Source organism: Christensenella timonensis (assembly GCF_900087015.1).
Lineage (GTDB): Bacteria > Bacillota > Clostridia > Christensenellales > Christensenellaceae > Christensenella > Christensenella timonensis.
Window position 1 is genome coordinate 1988651 of record NZ_FLKP01000002.1, and the last position, 22348, is coordinate 2010998.

Sequence of the window (22348 nt, forward strand, 5' to 3'; positions counted from 1 at the left end):
AAAAGCCTTTGTTAAGCTGTTTATATGTATTCCTCGCTCAGTCATATTTATATTATATAACCCTGTTTGCCACCCCTGTAACATCAAAAGGCACGCAGCCGCAAGCGGCCCGTGCCTTTTTCTCAGATAGCTGCGCTTTTACGCATATGCGCTCCGCTCGGCGGATATCCACCCGGGAAACGTCCGCAGGCAATCCCCCAGTGTGACGGCGCGGCAGCAAAATGCGCCGTATATGGTTTTATTTTACATCGACGATCGCGATCTCTTCGCGCGGGTTCGTGATGCCAATAAACTTTTTATAATAGCTGATCTTCTTCGCACCGGCGCGGATGGGCGCGTTTCCGTTCGCCTTCCATTTTTCCACCAGCTCGCCGATGTAGTCGTAAAAGCCATCGATCGCTTCGCGCGTGTAATCCGTTTCGTACCGGATATCGAGGATCTTGTTGGAAAGCGTGATCCGTCCGTGTGCGACGCTCGCTTCAAAGGGCAGCAGGCTGCCGCCGTACTTTTGCAGCCTGCGCGCCGCATTTGCCGCGCCCACGCTTTCGGTCTCCCCCGCAAAGCCGCACTTGACGCACAGGAATTTATCCTGCATGAACCGGTTTTTGAGCGTATTGGCGCCGCACCGCGGACAGGTGTAAAAAAGCCCGCGCGGACTGACGGTGACCGGCCTTGCCAGCCCCTTGAGCTCCGCCTTGTAAGAAACCATGGACATCAGTTTATTGAACTGCCCCGCCGTCAGGCAGGCAAGGCGCCCTTCCCGCGAGAGCTGGTCGCCCATGTGGCCGAGGTGGTAGCTGACGATCTTGCTCTTGTGTTCCTGCGCCGCCAAAACGATCTGTTTGGCAGCGGTATGGAAATCATTTTTCGAGGGCGCCTCCGGCATCCTGACCGTCCGCTCCGCGACAAGCCTGCCCTCCTGATCCACCACCGCATAGCGCGCCGCCGCCACAAGGCTGCGCGTCACGCCGAGGAAGGTTTTTTCCGGCAGGCTTTTTGCCGGGGCCGCCGCTGTATTCACCAGCAGGTAATATTTTCCGTTCTTTTCCTTGAGCCGTGCGGTCTTGAAGATCGATGGGTCGCTGAGCCCCTGCCGGAGCACCTTTTGCTGCTCCTTGCCAAAGGAAAGCGGCAGCACCAGGTAACGTTCTCGCTTGTTGTCTTTTTCCAGGAGCCCGCCATCGCCGGCGACGTAGCGCAGGCAGCTATTGCCGCGCATAATCCCCCCGCGCCGTCCTTCGTCCCGCACGTTCATCAGGTACAGCTTTGCGTAAAACCTGTCCTTTTGTTCGTCGTACAACAGGCAATAATCGCGGTTTTTGGCGTATCGCCCGAAGAGGATCGGCTTTTTCATATGCAGCCCGTCATAAAGCTTTTTCAGCTGCGCCTCCAGCGCCCGCCTGCCGATGCCGCCCCCGTCATAGCTGCAAAGCAGCTCGTGGATCGCGCGGTCTGCTATCCGCCCTTCGCGCACCAGGCGCGGATAGCGTGCGTTCTTTTGCGACCTCCTGAGCGCGATCCACGCGATCATCGTCATGGCGTAATCGAGCTTTAAGGAATCCTTGAAGGGCTGCACGCCGAAATCATTCAGCGAATCCATCAGCTCCTTTGAGAGCAGTGCGGTGATGCGGCGCGAAAGGAAGCTCGCGCCACTGTGCATCTCGTCCACGATATCAGGGATATAGCCCTTGGTATGCTCGAGCAGGTAGCCCATCGCGTCGTTATACTGCCCGATCGCGCGATCCATGACCTTCCTTTTTTCCGCGGTGGGCTTATGTATTTGTAAGGCGATTGTTTTGATGACCATTCAGCAGTACTCGATCTCCACTTCCTTGCCCATGGCGCGCATGGTCTGCGCGATATCCTTCACCAAACGCAGCTTCAGGCTCAAATTAATGGGCAGGTCGGGGTTCTGGTGGGCAGGATTTAAAGCCCTGCCCACGATAAAGTGCGCGCGCGTGCAATCCTCCAGCAGTATCTTCGCCAGCCGGGACGCGCCGTCGTTTTTGTACAGGTTGAAGATATCGTCCATGGCGCTTGCGGACGACATATATTTTTGCATGATCTCCTGCGTCTTTGCCAGCGTGACCACGCCCTCCGTCACCAGGTCGATCCCGTCGATCAGCCCCACCGGCGGTACGTCCGGGTCTTTGTAGTCGATCTTGACGGAAAGCTCCCTGCCCGAAACGCGGCTCACAATCTGCGACGTCGTCCCGCCGCACACGACCTTGAACCCGTCCACGCTAAGCAGGCGCCTGACGATCTCTTCATCGCGCGAACCGTCTACCGGCGGCCCCACCATGATGTGCGCGGGACGCGATTTGCGTATTTTCGTAGTCACGAACGTCGTATCGTCGCCCGGCTTTTCGTCGTAGAGCGAATCGCACGCCGACAACAGCAGCTTGGTCATGGCGCGCGCGGGCATATCCTTCCCGTACGCGCGGCACGCATATTCCACGATGTTGTCGCGCTGCCAGCCGAAATTCAAAAGCTGGCCTACGCCCGCATGGATCGCGCCGTCCGAAAAGGCGATGCACATGTCGCCTTCCTTCATCTCGAAGCGGCTTTCCAGTATTTTCTTGTCGCCGATCTCGATCTCTTCCTTATCGATTACGACTTCTTTTCCGCCCCTCACGAGGATCACCTGCGGGTTATCGAATTCCACGAGGTGCGCCTGTCCCTGTTTGTTTACGCGCAGGATCGTGAACGTACAGTACGCAAGCCCGCGCACGCTGCACACCGGCAGTGTGGAGGCGACCGTTTCCACCGTTTCGTAGATATCCGCGCCGTCCGCGAGCATCGTCGCCGCGATCTTGGAGGTGAGCGTAGAGAGGATATTCGCCTTGACCCCGCTCCCGAGGCCGTCCGCGAGCACGATCGTCACCACGTCGCCCTTGCGCACGATCTCTACCTTATCGCCGCACAGCTCTTCCCCATATTTGAAAAGGCTGCCCGGGCTTGTCTCAATAAATACGCTCATCTTCGGACTCCTGGATATATTTCTTGAGGTTGGTGAGCGCGATCTTCGTTTCCGCCGTCGTTTCCCCCAGCAGGCTTGCGATCTCCTGTGCCACGCGCATTTGCTTGTCGATGACCTTCTGCGTGACCTCGACGGTCTCCGCGCGCATTTCGTTCATCTTATGCTGCTGGTGCTCGTCCTCCGTGATGTCCTTGATCAGCAGCAGGTAGATGGAATTCTCACGGATAAAGATGGTGGACTGCTCCACTGTGATATCAAGGTCCTTATAATATACCTTGCGGTCGAAAATATTTTCCCCCGTCTCCCTGACCTCGTCGATGTCGTCGCAGTCGATGATCATGGAGATCGGACGCCCGACATAGTTTTTCTCGTTTAAGCGGAAAAGCTCCGCCGCCGCGCTGTTGTATTCCATGAGGTTGAAATCGCCGTCCAAAATCACGATGGCGTTGGGCGTGTTGTCCATCACCACGTTAGAGATGCTTTCCGCCTTTTCCCGCATGAACGGCAGGCACATGCGCATATCCGCCTTGCCCTGCAATACGGCGATCGCCTTGTCGCGGCACGTCGAATAACCGCAGCCGCCGCAATTGAGTATTTTGTCGTCGCTCGTCTTGCCCATGCGCAAAAACACCTGCTGTATTTCCTCTTCCGTCGGCTCGTGGCGTTTGGGCACACGGCTTTCGTACTGCCACGAAAAATCGAGCCGCGTATCTTCTGAAACGGGCGCCTGTGCAGCCTTGCGGTTCTTGACGTATTTGAGCGTATTGTCTTTGGAGAGCAAATACGCCGGACTGCATTCCTTAAGGCCGGGGCCGCCGAGGCAGCTGCCGGGGCAGGCGTTCATCTCCAGGAAATAATTCGTGATCTCCCCGCCTTTTAAGGAATCCAATATTTCCACGCAGCGGTCGATCCCGTCGATCGCCACGCATTGATAGTTTGCGCGCGCCTGCTTGTCTATCGTCTGGATGATGCCGCCGGGAATGGGATACAGGCGGTTGACCGTCGCCTTCATCTCGCGGACGTCGCCGTCCTCCTGCTCCAAATCGACGCCCTCGTCCTTCAGCCAGTTCATCACCTCGTCAAAGAGCAGCACCGCGTCGATCGCGCCGCCGCCTTTTTCTTCCTGCGCCTCGTGGATTTTGGAAATGCACGGGCCGATGAAAACCGTTTTGATGCGGCTGCCATACACTTCCTTCATCATCTTGCCGTGCGCCGTCATAGGGGCGGCTACGGGCGCTAAATACTTGACCAGCTCCGGGTAATATTTTTCCACCAGCAGCACGAGCGTCGGACAGCAGGTGGTGATGATATTGCCCATCTTATGCTCTTTCATCAGCCCTTCAAAGCTGCGGGACACCTGCGCGGCGCCGATGGACGTTTCCTCCACGCCTGTAAAGCCCAGCTTTTTGAGGGCGGCGGAAATCTTCGGGAACGTCGCGTCCTTATAACAGCTCGCAAAGGACGGCGCTACGGACACGTATACCTTTTCGCCGTTTTTGAGATATCCCTTTACCGTTTCCAGGCTGGAATTGATGGATTTTGCATTCTGGGGGCAAGCAAGGAAGCAATGCCCGCACAAAATACACTCCCTTTCGGTGATCTCCGCCTGCTCGTTTTTGAAGGCGATGGATTTCACCTGGCAGCTCCGGATACATTTATAACAGTTTTTACAATTCGCTTCTTTGAACTGGATGATACTCATATTCTACCTCTTTTTGGTTCGGCGCAAGCTTCGTCAGGGCGTTTGTTTCCGTCAGTCGTTCCGGTCGACATGCAAACCGCTCAGGTTTTGCTTCGCAAAAACTCGCTCTTGCAAGCGCCGGCGTCGCTCCGCCGGATCAATCACGCCCGCGCCGCGCGTCACATTTTGGCAAGCACCTGCTCCTTGAAAAAGTCGCCGACGTTATCAGAATTGACGGAGAATACTTCCTCGCCGATCTGTACGGACACCGCGTCCGTGCAGTGCCCGAGGCAAAATACGCCCGTAAGCTCCACCTCGTCGCCCAACCCCTTTTCCTCGATCATCTCCTGCAGCTCGCTCACCACGTTGTAAGACCCTTTCAGGTGGCATGCGCTCCCGATACATACGCTGATTGTCATCATGATTTTATTCCCTCCCCTTTTGTGTAATTAACGTGCAGCAGCTCGTGCACCTTATTTTTTAAAATCCCACTATACAGTGACATCATAACCGGATTTTCTTCCGAACGCTTGACCTGGCATAGCTTGTCCGCGTCATACAGTCCCCTTGAGCGTTCCTGTTTTCCTTCCCGGCGGGCAAAGGGCTGCCCCGCGCCCGCGATACAGCCGCCCGGGCATGCCATGACTTCCACAAAGTCGTAGCTTGCTTCGCCGTTTTTGATTTTCCGGATCAGCTTTTCGGCATTTGCCAGGCCATTTACGACCGCGATCTTTATGCGTTTATCCCCGCCCAGCGGGATGTTCGCCTCTTTTGTACCCTCAAGGCCGCGCACGCCCGTATAAGCGATATTATGCAGCATGTTGTTGCTTTTGTCGTCCACCACGCGGCGGATGACCGCCTCTGCTACGCCGCCCGTCACGCCGAAGATGACACCCGCGCCCGATGTGATACCAAAGGGCATATCGGCAGCCTCCGGGTCGATGTCCTCGAACACGATGCCCGCCTGCTTTAAGATGCTGGCAAACTCCTGCGTGGTGATTACGCCGTCCGTATCCCTGCCGCCATCCCCATGGATAAATTCGGGACGTACCTGCTCGTCCTTTTTGGCCGTGCACGGCATGATGGCGAACACAACTGTCTCCTTGCCGTCCACCTCCTGTACCTGCTTGAAGTGCTCCTTGATCACGGCCGAGAATATCTGCATGGGCGATTTGCAGGTGGAAACCTGCCCCATCAGCTCCGGATGCGTATTTTCCGCATATTTGACCCACGCCGGGCAGCAGGACGTAAACAACGGCAGCTTGCCGCCCTCCTTATACTTTTTCAAAAACTCCTTGGATTCTTCCATGACCGTGAGGTCTGCGCCCATCGTCGTATCGTATACCTCGTCCACGCCCATCTTCCTGAGCGCGCCTACAATTTTTCCGGCGACGTTTACGCCCGGTTCCAGCCCGAACTCGTCGCCCAGCGCCACGCGGACGGCCGGCGCATACTGCACGACTACGCGCTTGGTATCGTCATAAAGCGCGTCCCAGAACTTCTGGGTGCAGTTGCGGATCACGATCGCGCCCGTCGGGCACACCGACGCGCACTGTCCGCAGTTGACACAATTTGTTTCGGCAAGCGGCTTGCCCCACGCTGTGGAGACCGTCATATTGGAACCGCGGTGCGCAAAGTCGATCGCTCCCACATTCTGTATCTCCGAGCACATGCGCACACAGTCGCCGCACAGGATACACTTGGATTCGTCGCGGATGATGGACAGCGCCGACTCGTCGACCTTTGCTTCCTTCTTCGTGTTTTCAAAGCGCACGCTGTCGATGCCGAAGCGAAGCGCCAGCTCCTGCAGGCGGCATTTCCCATTTTTGGGGCACGTCGTGCAGTCGCGGCAATGGCTCGCCAGCAGCAGCTCCAAAATCATCTTGCGGTGGCGAAATAGCTGCGGCGTATTCGTCTTGATCTTCATTTTATCGCGCGGCGGCGTGGAACACGAGGCAATAACGCCGCCCCATTCGTCCTCCACCACGCACATACGGCACGCGCCGTAAATGGACAGGTCGGAATAGTAACAGAACGTGGGCAGCTCGATACCCGCTTTGCGGATAACCGCCAAAATATTCTGCTCGTCATCGTAATTCACGATCTGTCCGTCTATAATCATATGCTTTTTATCAGTCATCATAATCCTCCGTTAAAACTGCTCGATGACAGCGTTAAAGTTGCAGGCATCGACGCACGCGCCGCACTTGATGCACTTGTCCTGGCCGATCGTGTACGGGTGCTTGACCTCACCCGTGATCGCCCCGACCGGGCACTGCCGCGCGCACTTGCTGCATCCCTTGCACTGCTCGCTTACAATCACGTACCGCTTCATCGCCTGGCAGTTTTTCGCCGGGCACTTTTTATCCACGACGTGCTTTAAGTATTCGTCTTCAAAATATTTGAGCGTACTGATCACCGGCGACGGCGCCGTCTTTCCGAGGCCGCACAGCGCGGTCTTGGAGATGGTATCCGCCAGCTCGCGCAGCATATCGAGGTCTTCCTTTTCTCCCTTGCCCGCAACGATACGTTCCAAAATCTCCAGCATACGCATCGTACCCTCGCGGCACGGCACGCATTTGCCGCACGATTCGTTTTGCGTGAAGTTCATGAAGAAACGCGCCACTTCGACCATGCAGGTATCCTCGTCCATGACCACAAGGCCGCCCGAGCCGATCATCGCGCCCACCTTTTTGAGCGAATCAAAATCAAGCGGCAGGTCGAGGTGTTCCTTGGTAAGGCAGCCGCCCGAAGGCCCGCCGATCTGTACCGCTTTGAATTCCTTGCCGTTTTTCACGCCGCCGCCGATATCAAAGATGATCTCCCGCAGCGTCGTTCCCATCGGTACTTCGATGAGGCCGGTGTTGTTGACGTTGCCCGTTAAGGCGAACGCCTTGGTTCCCGGGCTTGATTCCGTGCCCATCTTCCTATACCAATCGGCTCCTTCCAAAATGATCATGGGGATGTTGGCGTATGTCTCTACATTGGAAAGCACCGTCGGCTTGCCGAACAACCCCTGCTCCACCGTGCGCGGCGGCTTGACGCGCGGCATGCCTCGGTTTCCCTCGATGGAAGCTGTCAGCGCGCTGCCCTCGCCGCATACGAACGCGCCCGCGCCCTGGTTGATTTTAAGGTCAAAGGCAAAGCCGCTGCCGAGGATATCCTCTCCCAAAAGCCCCTCTTTACGCGCAGCAGCGATAGCCGTTTGCAAGCGCTTGACTGCCAACGGATATTCCGACCGCACGTAGATATACCCTTCGTGGGCGCCTGCCGCGATGCCCGCGATCATCATCCCTTCGATCATGCGGTGTGAATCGCCTTCCATGATGCTCCTGTCCATGAACGCGCCCGGGTCTCCCTCATCGCCGTTGCACACCACATATTTCACAGGTTCCGCCTGCCGCGCGACCTGCTGCAGCTTGCGTCCCGTAGGGAACCCGCCGCCGCCGCGCCCGCGCAGGCCGCAGTCAAGGATTTCCTGCACAATGCCTTCCGGCTGCATATCGAAAAGCGCCTTCGCAACCGCCTGGTAGCCGCCGCGCGCGATATATTCCATCAATGATTCCGTATCCGTGTGCCCGCAGTTGGAAAGCACCATCCGCGTCTGCTTGCTGTAAAACGGGATGTCCTCCTGCGCCGCGTACGCTTTGCCGTCCTGCGTGAACAGCAGGCGCTGCACCGGTTCGCTGCCCACAAGGCTTTTTTCGAGGATTTCTTCACAGTCCTCCGGCTTCACTTTGACATACAGCCAGCCGTGCGGCTCGATGCGCAGCAGCGGCCCCATTTCGCAAAAGCCGTGGCAGCCGCTCTTTTTAAAGGCGATCTCCTCGTGCGGCTCCGCTTTCAGTTCCACCGACACAGGGAGGCCCTTTCGCTCTGCCAATTCCTTTAAACGTTCATAGATCTCCAGCGATCCCCCCGCCACGCAGCCCGTGCCCGCGCATACCAGCACCTTCTTATACTGCGCGTCGAGCGATTTTTTATATTGCTCTTTCGTTTGATTCAGTTCTGCCACATTTTGTATCATACCGTTATATTCTCCCCTAAAGCGGTTTATTTCAGCGTATCCAGCAACTCGCACGCCGATTCGGGCGTCATGGCCGGGTAGACCTTGTCATTGACCGTCAGCACAGGCGCAAGGCCGCATGCCCCCAGGCAGGAGACCGTTTCCACCGTATACAGCATATCTTCCGTCGTCTTTTTTTTATCCGTCAAATGCAGTTTTTTGCGGAGCGCGTCTAAGATCGGTATGGACTTGCGCACATGGCACGCCGTCCCGTCGCAGATCTTGATCACGTATTTGCCCTTGGGCTCCAATGAAAAATTCTCGTAGAAGGTGGCAATGGAATACACCTTCGCTTCCCCCACGTTAAGCTTTCCGGCCACATATGAGAGCGCCTCTTTTGGCAAGTAACGGTAATCCTTCTGGATGTCCTGCAGGATGGGAATGATTTCTGACTGTTTGCTGTGCTCGCTCAAAATCGAGTCGAGTTTCTTCTTCATTTCAAGATCCACGTTTTAGGCTCCTCCGTTTTTCCGCAATTCATGCGATATATTGTTAAATAATTAACATACTATCCCATTGTATCTGATTTCATACTATTAGGCAATATAAGATATGGTTTTTTTTGAAAATTTTATGGAAACGGTTTTCAGGGAAATAAAAAACGCCCTCCGCATAGCGCGGAGGGCTCCCTTCGTTTACACGTCCAATCTCTTTTAGTTCAAGGTCTCTTGTAACAAAGTTTTATCGGCTGCCGGTTTTGTGTTGATCCAAAGCAGGAAGAAGAACATCAAATTCCAAACCACAACGCATTTTTCTACAGCTGTGCTTAAGTCCCATTGGGACACGCCTCTCGTAAACGCACCAAGCAAAGCAATGACGTTGTCCAGCTTCACCGGCTCCATCGGCGTATTGCCCTGTATCGTCACAATAATAAGGATGGCAAAGGATATGAGCAGTACAACCAGCGCAATGCTGATCCCCTTTTGTACGGACGTTTTACCCAAGACGGCCCTGCGCCTATCCAGTACAAAAAACGCCAGCAACATGATTGCCAGTAACGCGATCCAGCTTATATAGCCATGATATAGCAGCATTGTCCCAAAGGCATCCGACCCCATCGGGTAATGGAACACATATGCAGCGTCCAACAGCAGCCGTATGCCCAGGCCGCATACTACGATCAGAACGCTTTGCACATGCCACCCCCGCACCTTTCCCCTGATTGCCCACTTGTAAAGCCATGTGAATAGGTACAGCAGGAGGCTGATCATCACGGTTCCTCGTGTAAATTCTTCCACGCCCCACCGCGATTCAAAGTCCGGCAAAACGCTGTAACTAATCATACCATATGCCGCAAAAATGAAGTACGCCGCCACCGCTGCGATTTTTAAAAGCAGCATCCGGTTTTTCTTTACCCATGTTATCATCGCTGTTCTCCTCTCCTATGAAATTTTGTCAATCGATATACTATCTCGCTGTCCAAAAAACACATGACCAGTACCGTCTGTCAGCGGAATACGCTTCGTTATTTTTCCTCCGCCATATTCAACGATCTCGATCTTGACCCCGGTAAGATATGGTTTGCAAACAACATTTCCGTCCTTGTCTTGCTCCAATCGCCCAATAGTTGGATTATCCAGGTATTCCTTACTGTATGTACATACGACATCATACTGTTTATTTGGGTCTGGTGTATTACCTGTATATAACTCATAGCTACTTTTCGCAGCATTTTCTGCATCAGCTGTTTTGTATCCGGGTATTCCTGCAATATCATTAATCAGGCTATATTCCCTGCCAGGCTTAAGATTAGCTTTCTTCTGCCGATCCTCCGACGTAGCGATTTCAACAATCGCCTGTGTTTTTTCATCCGTTGTCCCCTTGTTCTTTTCTAACAGGGTCACCGTATAATCTACGCTGCTTACGGAATCCAGTACAAATCCCAAAGCATTTAATACTATCTCGGCACCTGCCGACGCCTTGCTTCCCTTAGGTTCGTACACATTTCCATTCCCTAAATCCGTGCCGGAATCGCCATCCATCCCCTCCAGGCTCATCTTTGCAAAACCTTTTGCAGGATCAAAGGAAACATTGGTTTGTGTATAGCTACCAACGGTTTCCCATGGCGCCTCGATAATCTGCTCGCTGTTACTCTCAGGCCGGCTGGGGTTAATTGGATAGGTTCGTCCATCGACAATCAAAGCTTCTCCATTCTCGGAAAGAGTCGCCCCAGGGACAGTGCTGCAACATGCTTTATTCCATTCTGCAGCACCAGAGGTCGTCCATTGCGGCCCGCTGTTTTGTGCCTCATCCATCTGCTGCTCGAAATCATCCAGCATCGCCGCGTTCACACCGTGGATCGTTTCATTCGGATGTGCTTTCAAATAGTCCCGCATTCCCTCCAGTGTCGCAGGCAACGGCTCTTGCGGCGGCTGCCACCCAAACTGCGCCGCCTCCGTCGATGCCTTTTTGTCGTTCCCCTGCGGCGGCTGCCACCCGGATTGCGCGGCCTCCGTCGACGCCTTTTTGTCGTCTTTATCCATAGTATACACCATATTCGTTCCATATGCCGTATCTTTTTGCTGCGGCTCCTCCGTCTGCCCGCTCACCTTGCCCCCCAGGGGGCCTTCCGCGCCAGCGCGCCCTCTCTCGCCTTGCGGCGATTCACCTTGTCTCGTCGCCGAGCTCGGATTCACCTTGTCCCCCAGGGGACTTTCTCTCCTCGCCGAGCTCGGATTCACCTTGTCCCGCAGCTGCGCGATCCGCCTCTCCAGCGCGGGCATAAACTGTTCCATCTGCCCTTGCACAAACTCGTTTTTCAGTTCTTCCTCCCCAAACAGCCCCTGCAAAAACGGATCCGACAGGTCTCCATCCGTCCAGTTTCCCTGCTTGTCTGTCCCTTCCGCCGGTTTTACCTCGCCCGACATCAGCTGCCCCGCCAACTGCCCCACAGCCTCCTTGAACGCCTTTATCCTGCCTTCCCTGTATTCCTGCTCCCAGCTGTCACGGTTCAGTTCCATCAAAAACGGGTCGCCCGTATCTCCCTCGTGCGCCAGCACATTGTCCATCAGCGTCCGCGCGTATGGCTTGCCCTGCGCCTGTGGCGCGCCTTCCTTCTCCCCTGCCTGCTTTTGCATCTGCGGCGGCTGCCACCCAAACTGTGCCGCCTGCGTCGACGCCTTTTTGTCGTTCCCCTGCGGCGGCTGCCATCCAAACTGCGCTGCCTGCGTCGACGCCTTTTTGTCGTCCCCCTGCGGCGGCTGCCATCCGAACTGCGCAGCCTGCGTCGACGCCTTTTTGTCCTCCCCCTGCGGCGGCTGCCACCCGGATTGCGCTGCCTCCAGCGACGCCTTTTTGTCGTTCCCCCGCGGCGGCTGCCACCCGAACTGTGCCGCCTGCGTCGAGGTCTTTTTGTCCTCCCCCTGCGGCGGCTGCCACCCGGATTGCGCTGCCTCCAGCGCCGCCTGCTTTGCCCGCTCCTCCGCTTCTTGCTGCCTGCGCTTACGTTCCTCTTCTTCCTGCCGTTTACGTTCCTCTTCTTTCCTGCGCCGCTCCGCCTCGCGCTTCTGCCGCGCCCGCTCCTCTTCCTGCCTGCGTATCCGTGCATCCCGCTCGCTGTGCTGTTCTTTTCCCATTTTTCCTTTTCCTTTCCATAAAAAAAGAAGCACATCCCTGTGCTCCTTCCCATATTTTTTTACGATCCCATCATACCACGCCCGCCCCGGACTTTGGCGGACATCTGCCGGACTTTTTCGGACATTCAGCGCGCAGCGTTTATACGATCTCCACGCCCGTACTGTTCGCAACGCGCAGCCCGTTCTTGTCCAGCCCGTCGTCGGAGACGAGGACTTCAATGTCTTCCATGTTTGCAAACGTGAACGGCAGCACCTTGCCCATCTTGTTGCTGTCCATCAATATAATGACCCGGCGCGCCCGCCCAAGCACTTCCTTCTTGATCTCCGCTTCCGTATACGTTCCTGTCGTAAAACCGTTTTCAATCGAAAAACCGCTGGCCGCCAAAAAGGCGGTGTCAATATTCACTTCCTGTATGAAACGCGTGCAGTTCGTCCCTGATACGGCGACCGTATTGCGGTTTACCTGCCCGCCGATCAGCGTAACGCTCAGCTTCTGCTTTTTGATGAGCTCCAGGGCAATATTTACCCCGGAGGTCAGCACGGAGAGGTATTCGTCGGGCATCTCTTTTACAAACTGCATCATCGTGGAGCCTGCGTCGATATAAATGGAGCGGCCGGGTTCTATGAACTTTACCGCCTTTTTCGCGATCTGGCACTTTTCCCCCACACACTCCGTCGCGCGCTGCGAAAAGACATTCTCCGCTTCCAGGGAAAGCTTGTGCAGGGCGACGGCGCCGCCGTGCGTACGCTTGAGCGCGCCCTGCTCCTCCAAAAACTTCAAGTCCCGCCGCAGCGTGACCCCCGAGCAATCGGGAAACGCTGCTTCCAGCTCCCTTAAGGTGATCTCCCCGCGTTCCTTTAACAGTTCCTTGATCTCTTCGCGCCTCTTCATGATAGATTGCCCCATCCCTTTTCCAGTCGATTTCTTACAATATTATACCATCTCCATCACCTTAATGTAACTTTTCATGACAAATTAGCGCCCTTTCCAAAAAAAATTTTTAAAAAATTTATATTTGAACATTTTCCGAATTATTTCCCCAAATGCGAAGATATCGCATTTTTTAAATGAACGCACGTTCACAGGAGTGCCCTTTTGCCCTCAAAAGCCCATTAAAAAGCCTTTTCCGCCTTGACTTTTTCATTTTCAGAACGTATTATGTACATTAAATGAACTGCGTTCATATAAGGTTTTTCAGAGATATGTCGCAACAGGCACACAGGATTTATTTGGAGGTTTTATTATTATGGCAAGTGTAAAAGACGCAATTAAAGGCGCAGGCGCAAACGTTGCTTTTTCGGCAGCCTTTAAGTATCTGGAAAAAGACCCGGTGAAGAATCTTCCCAAGCTCCTGAAATGGGCGGACAACTTTACAAAGGGCAACCAGTGGAACAAATCCGTGAAAAATTTCCAGGATTGGTGGGATCAGCAGACATGGCAGGGCGTGCTCATGAAGCGCGTGCTGACCGACGTCAACGTAAACTATTTGAAGCGTTTTATTCTGAACTTCTTCCTCAATTCCGGCGTCAAGGGCATGCCCATCGCGCAGGCAAAGGGTAAGGAAATGGGCGTTCAGGTTCCGTGGGCGATCCTCATGGACCCGACGTCTGCTTGCAACCTGAAATGTATCGGCTGCTGGGCTGCCGAATACGGCAAGCACTACAACCTGACTTACGAAAAGATGGACGAGATCATCGAGCAGGGCAAGGAACTCGGTATCTATGTATACCTGTTCTCCGGCGGCGAGCCGCTCGTTCGTAAAAAAGACCTGATCCGTCTTGCGGAAAAACATTCCGATTGCGCTTTCGGCGCATTCACGAACGCTACGCTGATCGACGAAGACTTCGTGCAGGACTTGCTGCGCGTGGGTAACTTCACGTTCATGATCTCTGTGGAAGGTACGCCCGAAGAAACGGATGCACGCCGCGGCCAGGGAACGTACGACAAGGTCATGAAGGCGATGAAGCTCTTGAAAGACGCTGGTATCCCCTTCGGCTATTCCGCATGCTACCACAGCCAGAACTACAAGACGATCGCCAGCGACGAATGGAACGATACGATGATCGAAGCAGGCTGCCTGTTCGGTTGGCTGTTCACCTACATGCCCATCGGCAAGGATGCTGTTATGGATCTGTGCGTAACGCCTGAGCAGCGTGCTTATATGTACAAGCGTGTTCGCGAGATGCGTGAATATAAGCCGCTTTTCATCCTCGATTTCTGGAACGACGGCGAATATGTCGGCGGATGTATCGCTGGCGGGCGCCGTTACTTCCACATCAACTCCAACGGCGACTGCGAACCGTGCGCGTTCATCCATTATGCGACGCACAACATCAACGAATGTACGCTGGAAGAGGCTCTCGGCAGCCCGCTCTTCCGTAAATACCAGGAAGGCCAGCCGTTCTCCGACAACCTGCTGCGTCCGTGCCCGCTGCTTGACAATCCGGAAGGACTGCGTAAAGCTGTCAACGAATCCGGCGCGCATCCGACACAGGACTTGGATCTTGAGGGCGTTGACGTATTGACGGCAAAGACGGACAAGATCGCTGAAAACTGGAAAGTCAAAGCGGACGAAATCTGGGCTTGCGGCCACTTCCCCTTCAACGGCGTGATCAACCACGCAATGGACAAGAGGGTCGACACGACAAACGGCCAGGGTGCTGCTGCCTGCGGCAACTGCGGACACGTTCCGTGCGACCGTGCGACAGAAAAACCCGCTGGGCTCGACTGATCAAAGCATATAAAAAAGGCATCCATACCGGATGCCTTTTTTTGATTCGTTACACCAGCTTTTCGATAAACTTTGCCAGCATACCCGCACTGTTTTTTTTGCCCCATTTCTTTTGTGCGCGCTTCATTTCGCTCAACTTTACATCATTGAGCCGCATCTGCTTTAAGACCATGCTCAAGGGCTGGTATTCGTTCGCGTGCACCGCCAGCGAATTGTTGAGCAGGAAAGCAATGTTCATGTTTTCCACGCCCGGCATGGGCTTAGTGAGGATCATCGGCTTTTCCTTGGCGATGGCCTCCGATGTGGAAAGCCCGCCCGGCTTGGTGATGACCGCGTCCGCCGCGTCGATGTATTCGTCCATATTATCCACAAACCCCAAAATATGCACCGGGTTGTTGAAATCCATGGCCAGCAGCTTGTTTTTCAGCCGCGTGTTCGTGCCGCATATGGTGACGACCTGCGTCCCCTCCACCGTATCGATGTCCTGCAGCACGGGCACGAGGCCCGCAAACCCCATGCCGCCCGAAGCCATGAGCACGGTGAACATATCCGGATCCAGCCCCAGCTTTTCCCGCGCTTCTTTTTGCGCGATACAGCGCGCGAACTTCGGCGCGATCGGGATGCCTGTGGGCAATATCTTGTTTTCGGCGATGCCCCGGGCTGTAAACTCCGGGATCAGCAGCTCGTTGGCCGCGACGAAATAGTCCATTGCCGTATATTCCCAGAACGGGTGCAGCGAATAGTCTGTCACGATGCCGATGCTTTTGATGTCCGGGTCGATCATGCCCGCTTCCTTCAAGGAAGTGATGAGGATCGCCGTCATGACGATGGAACAGACGATCACATCCGGCTTTGTTTCCTCGATGTATTTCTGCATCTTGCTTTTGGTCAGGTTGGCAAACGCCCACGGGAAATACATTTTCATGTCCGAGCGCCCGTTGGCCTTTTCCGCGGCCTTGTAGATGTTCTCGTTCAGCTTGGGCACAAACCTGCCCATTGCGGTATACCCCTTGTCAAAGCCGAGGCCGATGGGCTTTGCGAGGAATTTGTAAGTATCTAAAATCTCGCACGTATGGCCCCTTTGCTCCATACACGCGCGCAGCGCTTTACTTGTCGCATTGTGTCCCTGCCCGACCGTCATGCTCAAAATCAGTATTTTCATAGAAAAACCCCGTTACATCGCTTTTTTCATCAAATTTAATATATCATAGATACCCACTTCATTCAACGCCCTAACTATGAAACCTTTCTTAAGATTGGCGGGCAACGCGCTATTGCGGGAGGCCTCTTCTTGTGCTATGATAGATGTTGGCCTTTTTGCTTTGTCCACGCGCTTTTGTGGATACCGCGGGCCAATCGGAGAGGTATATTTTTATGGAAAGCACACAAAAGAAAATCGTACTCACAGGCGGCGGCAGCGCGGGTCATGTCACGCCCAACTTAGCGCTTGTGCCCGGCCTGCTGAGCCATGGTATAGACGTACATTATGTCGGTACCGCAGACGGTATCGAAAAGACGCTTGTACACGATATCCCCTTCCACGCGATCAGCGCGGGAAAGATGCGCCGCTACGCGAGCCTCAAAAACGTGACGGATATTTTCAAGATATTCAAGGGAACAAAGGAAGCCAAACAAATATTAAAGGAGCTGCGGCCCGACCTTGTTTTTGCCAAAGGAGGCTTTGTATCCGTACCCGTCGTCTGGGCGGCGGCAAAGCTTAAAATTCCCGTTATCCTGCATGAAAGCGACTATACGCCCGGCCTTGCCAACAGGCTGTGCATCAAAAAAGCGCAGAAGATCTGCCTGTCTTTCGATACGGAGGAGGCGCGTTTTTCAGGCAGCACGCTCACAGGGTCGCCCATCCGATGCGACCTCCTTGCGGGGGATCGCACGCGCGGGCTTTTGAAGCTGCGGTTTAGCGGCAGTAAACCGGTGTTATTAATAATGGGAGGCTCTCTGGGGGCCCAGGCGTTAAACGACGCGGTGGATGCGGCGATCGAGCCCCTTTGCGGGCGTTACGACATCGTCCATCTCCGAGGCAAAGGCAAGCTCAATCCCGGGCTTGAAGGCAAAGACAGCTATAGGCAATATGAATATATGGAAGACGGCCTTTCCGACGTATTCGCGGCGGCAGACCTTGCCCTTTCGCGTTCCGGCGCCAATGCCATTTTTGAATTTCTGGCTTTGAAGCTGCCTGCTTTGCTTGTGCCGCTCCCGCTTTCCGCGAGCCGCGGCGACCAGATCCTGAACGCCCGATATTTTGAAAAGCGCGGGTATGCACGCGTACTGGAACAGGAAAAGCTGGATGCGCAGGCCCTCCTCGGCGCACTGGAAGAGCTGTCCGCGCACAAAGATGAAATGATCCAGTCGATGGAAAACAGTAAGGAAGCGGACGGTACCAAAAACGTACTGGACGTTATTTTCGAGAGTATGGGAGTACAATGAAAACAGCAGAAATCACGGAATTTGTAGAAAGCTATAACGAACTTCCGGCAGCCGAGCGCAAAGAAGGCCTTGCCGAATTGCTGAAAAGCGGAGGGCTGCAGCGTGTATACGCACAGACAAAGGGCGGCAACGCGCGCGCCGCTTTGCGTATTTTGGCCGACCTCGGCGAACGTGCCAAGGATGTCGCCCTTGCAAATATCGACGGGCTTTTGAAGCTGCTGCGGGACGCCGACCCAAAGGTGCGCATGCTCGCGGCACAGGTCATCGGCAACACATGCGCGGCGGATTACCTTGACGAGCTCATCGAGGGCGTAATGCACGAACAGACCGTGTTTGCGCTTCCCTCCTACCTGCTCGCCATCGGGCGGGCCAAAAGCGACCGCGCCAAACGGTTTTTGGAATCCTACCAGCTGCGCAGCGATTTGGAAAAACACCGCGACGAAGAAAGCGCGGCTTTGAGCAAGGCGCTGGCAAATTTCGTGATGCGCACCAAGGCACGCGTACGCGTCCTTCCCTCGGACGTGATCGTGCTCGCGTCACCCAACTTAAACGTCACCTATTCCCAGTGCAAGGAAGCGGGCCTTTCCCCCCGCAAGTTCGGCAAATACATTGCCGTAACCTCCCTTGCCGATTTCTATGATATTTATAAATTGCGCGCCTACACGGACGCATATATCTACCTCGGCTGTTCGCCTGTGGGCGAGCTGCCCGCGTTTCTTTCCCAGCGCGAGGCGGCGGTCATGCAGCGCACGGGCGTGACGGGCTACCGCCTTGAGGTACGCAGCGTAGCGCATGAGGTGCGCATCGATATCATCAAAAAGTGCGTGGCAGCCATGAAGCAGCTTATCAATACGCCTTCCTCCTATTCGGTGGAGATCATGATCGAGATCGATGGGGACAGCGCGCAGGTGTTCTTAAATCCCCTCACGGATAATCGCTTTTCTTACCGCAAAAAAGCGATCTCCGCAAGCATCAACCCGGGCGTGGCGGCAAGCGTATGCGCATATGCCAGCGAGTTTTTCAACCCGGACGCACGCGTGCTCGACAACTTCTGCGGCAGCGGCACCATGCTTTATGAGCGCGGCTTTTACCCGCATCATTCCCTGACGGGGGCGGATATCAACATGACGGCCATCGAGGCTGCCAAGGAGAACAGCCGCTATGCGCATGTGCATCCGCAGTTCCACTACATCGACGCGTTGAAATTCACCGCCAAGAAATACGACGAGATCCTCGTCAATATGCCCTTTGGCCTGCGCGTGGGCAGTCATTCGCACAACGAGCGTCTGTATAAAGCGTATTTCCGCATCCTGCCGGAAATACTGACGGAAAAGGGTATCGCCGTTTTATATACGCACGAAAAAAACCTTACGGAAGGCCTGATCAAAAGCTGTAACAATTTTGAAATGCTGAAGCGCGCTACGTTCGACGCGGGCGGGCTTTACCCGGCGGTGTACGTGCTGCGCAAAAAATAAAAATAAGCAGGCATCAAAAAAGGACAGGCGACTTGCCTGTCCTTTTATTATCCCATGTTATTTGTTTTCGGGGTTTCCCTTCGTCATCTTGTTGTGCTGGTCGAAAAGGCCGATGACACAGAAGAAAATACCGATCGCACACAAAAAGCCCTGCGCAAAATCAATAAAACTGTTTTGCATCATGATAAACTGCCCTAAAATAATATTGATAGCAATCGCTAAAATCCCTACGATCAGGTATAAGTTCGGACGTATTTTCATCTCCGTGCCGCCTTTTTCATGTTAGTATGTTCATTATATCACCACAAATTTTAAGATACAACCAGCTTTTTCGAGTTTTTATACAAATTTAACATTTGTATCTTAGAGCAGCCCTGCCCGGAATCCGCACGCGGCGATCATTTCCCGGTCGCTTTGGAAGGCTGCGCCCGACGTGGTGAGCATATCGCCCGTGATGGCGGCATTCACGCCCGCCTCCAGCATCTCCCTGCCGCCCGCGCGCAAGCGGTTCCTTCCCCCGGCAAGGCGGATCGCCGCATCCGGGAGCAGGAAGCGGAAAATTGCCGCGCTCCGCCGCAGCTCTTCCTGCGGCAATGCCGGCATGCCTCCAAGGGGCGTGCCTTTGATCGGGTTTAAGATGTTGAGCGGTACGGAACGCACTTCCAATCCGCGCAGCTCAATCGCGAGGTCAATGCGCTCGGCCATACCCTCGCCCATGCCGATGATCCCGCCGCTGCAAACAGCCAATCCTGCGTTTTTTGCGCGGCGTATCGTTTCCAGCTTATCGTCATAGGAATGGGTGGTGCAGATTTTCCCAAAAAAGCCGCGCGACGTTTCCAGGTTGTTGTGGTAGCGCTCCACCCCGGCCTCTTTTAACATCGCGAATTCCTGTTCGTCCAGCAGGCCGTGCGACGCGCACAGGCGAAGCTGCGGGCACGCCCTTTTGAGCGCGCGGTAGGTTTCGCACAGCGCCGTGACCTCTTCCCGCGTCAGCTTCCTGCCGGAGGTCACGATGGAAAAACGCTGTGCGCCGCCCGCAAGGCTCCTCTGCGCGGCGGTGACGATCTCCTCCCTACTGAGCAGGCCGTAAAATTCCGTCGCTGTTTCATAATGCGCAGACTGCGCGCAATACCTGCAGTCCTCCGGGCACCTCCCACTTTTCCCGTTGACGATGGAGCACAGGTCAAAGGTATCGCCGCAGCGTTCCTTGCGTATCCGGCTGGCGGCGGCGCAAAGGCTGCTTGTATCCTCCCGCGCCAGCAAAACCGCCTCTTTTTTGGTGACCGCCTGTCCTGCGATCGCCTTATGCGCCATGCTTTCCACAAAGCCCATCAGGCCGCCCCCTTTTTGAGCACGGGAAGCAGCCGCTTGGCCAGCCACGAAGCGAGCAGGCAGCGCAGGACATCCGCGGGCAGCACCATGATGATGCACGACCAGACCGCGGCCCATACGCCGATGGGTGTCTGCATGACGTAGTTCATGATGAGATAGAAATAAACGACGCCGATCAGGTATACGGGAACCATGGCGAGCATTCCCGTCAGGAACAGTTTCCCTACCGTCAGCTTTTTGAGTTTTCGTACGCGCCAGCCCGCGATCAGCGCGCATACCGCAAAACCGATCAAAAAGCCAAACGTCGGCTTTAATACATACATCACGCCGCCGCCCTCCGTGAAAATGGGCAGCCCCACCAGGCCGAGCGCGATATACACCAGCATGGAGATGCTGCCGTATTTCGGCCCCAGTAAAAAACCTGCCAGCAGGACAAAAAATCCCTGGAAGGTAATGGGCACATAGGGAATGGGAATACGGATGAACGCGCCGATGGCGATGAGTGCGGCAAACAGCGCGCACAGGATGATGTCCCTCGTCGCCGCCTGTTTTTTGGGTATTGTTTCCATTGCTTGTTTTCCCCCGTCATTTGTGGATACGAACCCCAGTATAGCACAGTATAATTTAATTGTAAACCAAAATATTTATTGCAGTATACAATATGCCCTTTGCCGGCAAACCCACCTCTCCGCGTCGACATTTACATTTTTTGAAAACGTGGTATACTGGGAGCAGGCCAGGGGAACGATTCATGAAAGTAAGCGAGCTCACCAAACTTCTTTTGAAAAACGGTATCACATTAAAGCGCGAGGGCGGACGGCACGACCTATATTACAGCCCGCTGACGCGCAATACGTTTCCCGTGTCCCGCCACCGCACCGAAGAGATGCCCGCAGGAACCCTCGCGGCGATCCTCAGGCAGGCGGGCCTAAAACAGGAGGTGTCCTGATGGCAACCTATCAATACCCGGCTGTTTTAAAGCAAGAGGCGGACGGTCTTTATGCCGTCTGTTTTCCCGACATCGAGAGCTGCGTCTCCTGCGGCGCTACGCTTGCGCAGGCACTGGAGATGGCGGAGGACGCGCTGTCCCTCATTTTATATGATATGGAACAGGAAGGCGCGCCGATCCCCGACCCTACCCCCATAGAAAATGTCCTCTGCGATGGTTTTTGCATACGCATCGTCCCCATTTGTGTGGATACGGACGAATATGAAAGGCAGTATTGCCGCTGCAGGGACACGCACGAAGGAGGAAATGAATGAAGAAGAATTTAGTGCTGGCAGCGGACGTTTGCGCTCTCGCGCTGCGCCGTGCGGCGATAGTTGATATCCGGATAGCCGAGCACCAGCGTGGTCACGGCCTTTTGTTTACGGCCCAGGCCCAGCGTCCTGCGCAGCTTGCCGGAAACATTTACCGCTATCGTAAAAAGCCCGCTGTAGAGCACGCCCAAGCCGTTTGCCTCGGCCATCAGCGCCATATTGGCTGCGGCCAGCGCGCCGTTGACCTTCGTTTTTGATACGATCACAATGGCTGCCGGCGCTTTTTTAAAGAAAAAATGATCGTCTATGGCGATATCCCTCCTGTCCCTTGCTTCTTTGCTGAAAAGGGAGGCGACCGGCAGCAAACGCCTGAAAAGCCCGACTGCCATTTTCTCCGCCTTTTCTCTTCCATCTTTGAGCACAAGGTACGAAACATCCTGCGCATTGACTGCGCTGGGTGTAAACCGCCCCGCCTCGATGATCTGCCGGATCACTTCATCCGGGATATCCTCCTGCTTGAAGCGGCGGATGCTCCGTCTCGTCTTGATCGCTGCCAGGAGCTCTTTTGGTGAAAGTATCGTTTGCTTTGCAAATTCCTCCGGCGGTTCGTCAAAGCCGCTTATGGATACTGCGGCTTTGGGACAAACCGCGACGCAGTGCCCGCACATGAGGCAGTCCTGTTTCCTGACAAGGGCTTTTGCGTTCGTTATTTCTATATTATCTGCCGGGCAATCCTGTTTGCACAGCCCGCACCCGATGCATTTTCCTGTATCTATGGTAATCGTATGTTGACGCATGGCCG

20 protein-coding genes are annotated in these 22348 nt (G+C 54.8%); 5 read left to right on the forward strand and 15 right to left on the reverse strand.

What is annotated here, in order from left to right:
• Window positions 1–238: 238 nt before the first annotated feature.
• The 10 genes from BN6471_RS10875 to BN6471_RS10920 form a co-directional block, all read right to left on the reverse strand.
• Entirely contained in the window at window positions 239–1807 is a 1569-nt protein-coding gene (locus BN6471_RS10875; protein ID WP_066648883.1) for a zinc ribbon domain-containing protein, read from the reverse strand.
• Complete coding sequence (locus BN6471_RS10880) at window positions 1808–2980, reverse strand: SpoIIE family protein phosphatase (RefSeq protein WP_066648887.1); 1173 nt, start codon at window positions 2978–2980, stop codon at window positions 1808–1810.
• Entirely contained in the window at window positions 2964–4682 is a 1719-nt protein-coding gene (locus tag BN6471_RS10885; RefSeq protein WP_066648890.1) for a [Fe-Fe] hydrogenase large subunit C-terminal domain-containing protein, read from the reverse strand. Before BN6471_RS10885 ends, BN6471_RS10880 begins: the two co-directional genes overlap by 17 nt.
• A 158-nt stretch (window positions 4683–4840) precedes the next feature.
• Complete coding sequence (locus BN6471_RS10890) at window positions 4841–5083, reverse strand: (2Fe-2S) ferredoxin domain-containing protein (RefSeq protein ID WP_066648893.1); 243 nt, start codon at window positions 5081–5083, stop codon at window positions 4841–4843.
• A complete protein-coding gene (locus BN6471_RS10895) occupies window positions 5080–6801 on the reverse strand; it encodes a [FeFe] hydrogenase, group A (RefSeq protein ID WP_066648896.1) in 1722 nt (573 codons plus the stop codon). The genes BN6471_RS10890 and BN6471_RS10895 overlap by 4 nt, the downstream gene beginning before the upstream one ends.
• Window positions 6802–6813: 12 nt before the next feature.
• Entirely contained in the window at window positions 6814–8688 is a 1875-nt protein-coding gene (locus BN6471_RS10900; protein WP_066648899.1) for an NADH-quinone oxidoreductase subunit NuoF, read from the reverse strand.
• Between the two features lie 26 nt (window positions 8689–8714).
• Window positions 8715–9164 (reverse strand): NADH-quinone oxidoreductase subunit NuoE family protein, encoded by a 450-nt coding sequence (locus BN6471_RS10905; RefSeq protein WP_066650098.1) that lies wholly within the window; start codon window positions 9162–9164, stop codon window positions 8715–8717.
• 216 nt (window positions 9165–9380) lie between these two features.
• The gene (locus BN6471_RS10910) at window positions 9381–10094 is read right to left on the reverse strand and encodes a hypothetical protein (RefSeq protein WP_066648900.1); all 714 of its coding nucleotides are present in this window, start codon (window positions 10092–10094) and stop codon (window positions 9381–9383) included.
• A gap of 15 nt (window positions 10095–10109) precedes the next feature.
• The gene (locus BN6471_RS10915) at window positions 10110–12302 is read right to left on the reverse strand and encodes a hypothetical protein (RefSeq protein WP_147554019.1); all 2193 of its coding nucleotides are present in this window, start codon (window positions 12300–12302) and stop codon (window positions 10110–10112) included.
• Window positions 12303–12441: 139 nt separating this feature from the next.
• Window positions 12442–13194, reverse strand: coding sequence for a DeoR/GlpR family DNA-binding transcription regulator (locus BN6471_RS10920; RefSeq protein ID WP_066650100.1), 753 nt, complete (start codon window positions 13192–13194; stop codon window positions 12442–12444).
• Window positions 13195–13549: 355 nt separating this feature from the next.
• On the opposite strand from BN6471_RS10920, the gene BN6471_RS10925 reads away from it, so the two are divergent.
• Window positions 13550–15034 carry a radical SAM/SPASM domain-containing protein gene (locus BN6471_RS10925; protein ID WP_066648904.1) on the forward strand — a complete coding sequence of 495 codons (1485 nt, stop codon included), beginning with the start codon at window positions 13550–13552 and terminating at the stop codon, window positions 15032–15034.
• A gap of 49 nt (window positions 15035–15083) precedes the next feature.
• On the opposite strand, the gene BN6471_RS10930 is transcribed toward BN6471_RS10925, so the two are convergent.
• On the reverse strand, window positions 15084–16196 hold the full coding sequence (locus BN6471_RS10930) for an MGDG synthase family glycosyltransferase (protein WP_066648907.1): 1113 nt from the start codon (window positions 16194–16196) through the stop codon (window positions 15084–15086).
• A gap of 212 nt (window positions 16197–16408) precedes the next feature.
• Between BN6471_RS10930 and BN6471_RS10935 the strand changes: the two genes are divergently transcribed.
• Window positions 16409–17479 (forward strand): undecaprenyldiphospho-muramoylpentapeptide beta-N-acetylglucosaminyltransferase, encoded by a 1071-nt coding sequence (locus BN6471_RS10935; protein ID WP_066650102.1) that lies wholly within the window; start codon window positions 16409–16411, stop codon window positions 17477–17479.
• Window positions 17476–18954: a methyltransferase gene (locus BN6471_RS10940; protein ID WP_066648909.1), complete on the forward strand. Its 1479-nt coding sequence runs from the start codon at window positions 17476–17478 to the stop codon at window positions 18952–18954. The genes BN6471_RS10935 and BN6471_RS10940 overlap by 4 nt, the downstream gene beginning before the upstream one ends.
• 57 nt (window positions 18955–19011) lie before the next feature.
• On the opposite strand, the gene BN6471_RS10945 is transcribed toward BN6471_RS10940, so the two are convergent.
• The 3 genes from BN6471_RS10945 to BN6471_RS10955 all read right to left on the reverse strand — a co-directional run bounded on the left by BN6471_RS10945 (window position 19012) and on the right by BN6471_RS10955 (window position 20855).
• Window positions 19012–19215 (reverse strand): hypothetical protein, encoded by a 204-nt coding sequence (locus BN6471_RS10945; protein ID WP_066648911.1) that lies wholly within the window; start codon window positions 19213–19215, stop codon window positions 19012–19014.
• 102 nt (window positions 19216–19317) lie between these two features.
• Window positions 19318–20286, reverse strand: a complete 969-nt coding sequence (gene bioB, locus BN6471_RS10950) for a biotin synthase BioB (protein WP_066648914.1) — start codon at window positions 20284–20286, stop codon at window positions 19318–19320.
• The gene (locus tag BN6471_RS10955; protein ID WP_066648917.1) at window positions 20286–20855 is read right to left on the reverse strand and encodes a biotin transporter BioY; all 570 of its coding nucleotides are present in this window, start codon (window positions 20853–20855) and stop codon (window positions 20286–20288) included. The genes bioB and BN6471_RS10955 overlap by 1 nt, the downstream gene beginning before the upstream one ends.
• Before the next feature lie 182 nt (window positions 20856–21037).
• On the opposite strand from BN6471_RS10955, the gene BN6471_RS10960 reads away from it, so the two are divergent.
• On the forward strand, window positions 21038–21235 hold the full coding sequence (locus BN6471_RS10960; protein WP_066648920.1) for a type II toxin-antitoxin system HicA family toxin: 198 nt from the start codon (window positions 21038–21040) through the stop codon (window positions 21233–21235).
• Window positions 21235–21549 carry a type II toxin-antitoxin system HicB family antitoxin gene (locus BN6471_RS10965; protein WP_066648923.1) on the forward strand — a complete coding sequence of 105 codons (315 nt, stop codon included), beginning with the start codon at window positions 21235–21237 and terminating at the stop codon, window positions 21547–21549. The genes BN6471_RS10960 and BN6471_RS10965 overlap by 1 nt, the downstream gene beginning before the upstream one ends.
• A gap of 8 nt (window positions 21550–21557) precedes the next feature.
• On the opposite strand, the gene BN6471_RS10970 is transcribed toward BN6471_RS10965, so the two are convergent.
• Window positions 21558–22343 carry a nitroreductase family protein gene (locus BN6471_RS10970; RefSeq protein ID WP_066648926.1) on the reverse strand — a complete coding sequence of 262 codons (786 nt, stop codon included), beginning with the start codon at window positions 22341–22343 and terminating at the stop codon, window positions 21558–21560.
• Window positions 22344–22348 lie beyond the last annotated feature (5 nt).

Coding starts and splice junctions, on each gene's coding strand:
- BN6471_RS10875 (WP_066648883.1), bottom strand. CDS start 1,807: ATGGTCATCAAAACAATCGCCTTACAAATACATAAGCCCACCGCGGAA.
- BN6471_RS10880 (WP_066648887.1), bottom strand. CDS start 2,980: ATGAGCGTATTTATTGAGACAAGCCCGGGCAGCCTTTTCAAATATGGG.
- BN6471_RS10885 (WP_066648890.1), bottom strand. CDS start 4,682: ATGAGTATCATCCAGTTCAAAGAAGCGAATTGTAAAAACTGTTATAAA.
- BN6471_RS10890 (WP_066648893.1), bottom strand. CDS start 5,083: ATGATGACAATCAGCGTATGTATCGGGAGCGCATGCCACCTGAAAGGG.
- BN6471_RS10895 (WP_066648896.1), bottom strand. CDS start 6,801: ATGACTGATAAAAAGCATATGATTATAGACGGACAGATCGTGAATTAC.
- BN6471_RS10900 (WP_066648899.1), bottom strand. CDS start 8,688: ATGATACAAAATGTGGCAGAACTGAATCAAACGAAAGAGCAATATAAA.
- BN6471_RS10905 (WP_066650098.1), bottom strand. CDS start 9,164: ATGAAGAAGAAACTCGACTCGATTTTGAGCGAGCACAGCAAACAGTCA.
- BN6471_RS10910 (WP_066648900.1), bottom strand. CDS start 10,094: ATGATAACATGGGTAAAGAAAAACCGGATGCTGCTTTTAAAAATCGCA.
- BN6471_RS10915 (WP_147554019.1), bottom strand. CDS start 12,302: ATGGGAAAAGAACAGCACAGCGAGCGGGATGCACGGATACGCAGGCAG.
- BN6471_RS10920 (WP_066650100.1), bottom strand. CDS start 13,194: ATGAAGAGGCGCGAAGAGATCAAGGAACTGTTAAAGGAACGCGGGGAG.
- BN6471_RS10925 (WP_066648904.1), top strand. CDS start 13,550: ATGGCAAGTGTAAAAGACGCAATTAAAGGCGCAGGCGCAAACGTTGCT.
- BN6471_RS10930 (WP_066648907.1), bottom strand. CDS start 16,196: ATGAAAATACTGATTTTGAGCATGACGGTCGGGCAGGGACACAATGCG.
- BN6471_RS10935 (WP_066650102.1), top strand. CDS start 16,409: ATGGAAAGCACACAAAAGAAAATCGTACTCACAGGCGGCGGCAGCGCG.
- BN6471_RS10940 (WP_066648909.1), top strand. CDS start 17,476: ATGAAAACAGCAGAAATCACGGAATTTGTAGAAAGCTATAACGAACTT.
- BN6471_RS10945 (WP_066648911.1), bottom strand. CDS start 19,215: ATGAAAATACGTCCGAACTTATACCTGATCGTAGGGATTTTAGCGATT.
- bioB (WP_066648914.1), bottom strand. CDS start 20,286: ATGGGCTTTGTGGAAAGCATGGCGCATAAGGCGATCGCAGGACAGGCG.
- BN6471_RS10955 (WP_066648917.1), bottom strand. CDS start 20,855: ATGGAAACAATACCCAAAAAACAGGCGGCGACGAGGGACATCATCCTG.
- BN6471_RS10960 (WP_066648920.1), top strand. CDS start 21,038: ATGAAAGTAAGCGAGCTCACCAAACTTCTTTTGAAAAACGGTATCACA.
- BN6471_RS10965 (WP_066648923.1), top strand. CDS start 21,235: ATGGCAACCTATCAATACCCGGCTGTTTTAAAGCAAGAGGCGGACGGT.
- BN6471_RS10970 (WP_066648926.1), bottom strand. CDS start 22,343: ATGCGTCAACATACGATTACCATAGATACAGGAAAATGCATCGGGTGC.